This is a genomic window from Paracraurococcus ruber (assembly GCF_004353985.1).
Lineage (GTDB): Bacteria > Pseudomonadota > Alphaproteobacteria > Acetobacterales > Acetobacteraceae > Paracraurococcus > Paracraurococcus ruber.
The window spans coordinates 1-2,535 of the sequence record NZ_SMOA01000479.1 but is presented as its reverse complement, the minus strand read 5'-3'; the positions used below and the strand labels follow the sequence as shown (position 1 = coordinate 2,535).

The 2,535-nt window shown below is 76.6% G+C and carries 2 protein-coding genes; both read right to left on the bottom strand.

Going from position 1 to position 2,535, the window contains the following annotated elements; genetic code table 11:
• Positions 1–97 precede the first annotated feature (97 nt).
• Complete coding sequence (locus tag E2C05_RS30965; RefSeq protein WP_133223453.1) at positions 98–1,165, bottom strand: PAS domain-containing protein; 1,068 nt, start codon at positions 1,163–1,165, stop codon at positions 98–100.
• A complete protein-coding gene (locus tag E2C05_RS30960) occupies positions 1,162–2,388 on the bottom strand; it encodes an ABC transporter substrate-binding protein (RefSeq protein WP_133223452.1) in 1,227 nt (408 codons plus the stop codon). The genes E2C05_RS30965 and E2C05_RS30960 overlap by 4 nt, the downstream gene beginning before the upstream one ends.
• Positions 2,389–2,535: the final 147 nt, after the last annotated feature.

Genomic DNA, 2,535 nt, shown 5'->3' with positions numbered 1-2,535 from the left:
TGCTGCGGTCATACCGACCGCGGTTCTCCGGCGTCCACATCCCGCCAAATCGCGCACCACCCGCCGCAACCCGCCAGTCACAACCGATTCAGATGACTCACCATGTTCCCGGATGGACACTCAGGCTGGTGACATCGGCCATGACGGAGACCGAGCGGATCTCGCCATCGGCGGGATCGGTGTCCGCGCTCTCGGACAGCAGCACATCGGCGGCCGATCCGTCCCGCCGGAGCAGCCGCAGCGGCGTTTCCTGGGTGCGGCCGGTGCGCAGGAAATCCGGCAGGATCGCGCGGGCGTAGCGGTCGGCGCTCTCGGGGTCGAGGAAGGCCGCCAGCGGCCGGCCGATCACGCTGTCCCGCGCATGGCCGGTGGCGCGCAGCCAATGCGCGCTGGCGTGGCGGATGATGCCCTGCCGATCCACCGAATAGAGCAGCGCCGGCGTGTGGTCGTAGTGCCGCAGCAGCCGCGCCGTCGCTGCCTGGCGCTCCGCCTCCCCCGCATCCAGCCGCCGCTGCATGGCGTTGAAGGCGGCCACCACCGCGCCGACCTCCTCGACGGTGCCGGGTGCGACGGGCACCTGGCCGCGCGGCGCGCCGTAGCGGGCACCGTGCAGGGCGGCGATCAGCGTGCCGAGCGGGCGGACCAGCAGCCGCCGCGTCGCCAGCAGGCCGCCGAGCAGGACGATGAGGGAGGAGGCGAGCGCCAGCCCGAATTCCCGCGCCACGGCGGCCAGCGCATGGCCCAGGGCCCGGTCGGCCGCCGTGGTCAGGCGGATCTCGCCCACCGGGACCGTCAGGTGCTGGTCGCGGTAGGTGATGGGGTGCCGGTGCTCGCGCTGCCGCCAGCGCGGCGCCGCGGCCGCCGTCCAGGCGAAGACCGCCTGGCCCCGGTCGTTCAGGATGCTGGCGGCGACGATGTCCGGGTCGGCGATGACGCTGCGCATCAGCGCCTGCACCTCCTCCGTCCGGAAGGTCCAGAGGGGGTCCGCGGCGGCCGCGGCCAGGTCGGGCAGGATGACCGCCGCCCGCCGCTCGATGGCCGCGATCCCGTCCAGGCAGAGCCGCGCCGCGAGGATGCTGGAGACGGCGAGGTTGACGACCAGCAGCGCCGGCAGGGTCCAGAGCAGGAACCGGCCGCTGAAATGCCGCCGCCGCGGGCCGTTCATCGCCCGGCGGCGGCTGTCGGCATCAGGCGCTGCAGCAGCAGGTCCAGGGGCGGCAGCGCCGGCGCATCCGGCCCGCGCGCGGCGCGCGTCAGCGCCGCGGCGTCGATCCGGTCCCAGGGCCCGGCTTCCAGCATCCGGCGCAGCGCCGCCGCCCGGTCACGCCGGGCGGGGGCCAGCGGCAGCCGGAGCCGGCCGCCGCCCTCCGTGGCGAAGTCGCGGCCATCGGCCCAGTCGCGCAGCACCGCCAGGGCCAGCACGCCGGCGAAGAGATGCCCGCCGAAGGACACTTCCATGCGGCCCTCGGCGATCAGGTCGAGCGCCGCCGTCGTCCAGTTCACGCCGCCGAACAGGACCGTCTCGCCGGGCGTCTCGCCGGCGGCGGCGAAGGCGCGCAGGGCGCCGATCGCCATCGGGTCGTTGGCGGCCCAGACGAGGTCGGTGCCCACGCCGCCGGCGCGTGCCCAGGCCAGGTAGCGCCCGGCCGCCGCCTCCGCCTCCCGCTCGCTCCAGTGGCCGGGCAGCACGCGCGCCACCTCGGCATCGCCGGCGGCGGCGATGGCCTGGTGCAGCCCTTCCTCCCGCAGGGTGGAGCTCGGCGTGACACGGTCCCCGACGATGGCCAGCAGGCGGCGGCGGGCGCCGGGGCCCGCCGGCGCGTTCGTCCCGGTGCCGCTCCCCGCCCTGGCCCGCGCCGCGGCCAGCAGCGCCTCCGCCAGGTCGCGGCCGGCCGCGAGGTTGTCCGGCACCAGGCTGCCGAGATAGGCGCGCACCCTCTCCCGCGGGGCGCCCATCGCCTCGGCATCCGCCGCGTCGAGGTCGTTCAGCAGCAGGAAGCAGGGCACGCCCCGCGCCTCGGCGGCGAGGATGACCTCGCGGGCGCTGCGCTCCTCATTGCCGATGAGCAGGAGGTCGGGCGGCGGCGTCGCGGCCAGGGCGGCCAGCGCCTCGCTGCGCATCAGCTGGCGGTTGCGGCCGGCCTGCGCCACGGTCAGCGCGATGCCGAGCTGCGGCGCCGCCTGCTGCATCGACAGCTCGATCATCCGCCACAGCGCCTCATCCGCCCGGCCCGGATTGACGAAGGTGACGCGCAGCGGCCGGCGATCGGCCCGGAGGATGCGGGGGCTGGCCAGCAGGCCGCCGAGGAGGAGTAGGCCGGCCTGGACGCGGCGGCGCCCGGGCCCCGGTCGGGCGGCGGCGGCGGCCGGGGGCAGGGGGGCCGGCATGGGCGTGGCGGCTGGCATGGCGCGGGGCGTCCCGATGTCCTGCACAAACCGGTCTGGTGCCAAAAAACCGTGAGGGTTCGGTTACCGCGCCGGCCGGGCGCCCTGCCCGGGCGGCGCGCCGGCGGCCCCGCGCGAGGGCCGGCCGGC

What these genes read in the sequence shown, in the direction of transcription:
- E2C05_RS30965 (WP_133223453.1), bottom strand. Translation starts at nt 1,165, where the DNA reads ATGAACGGCCCGCGGCGGCGGCATTTCAGCGGCCGGTTCCTGCTCTGG.
- E2C05_RS30960 (WP_133223452.1), bottom strand. Translation starts at nt 2,388, where the DNA reads ATGCCGGCCCCCCTGCCCCCGGCCGCCGCCGCCGCCCGACCGGGGCCC.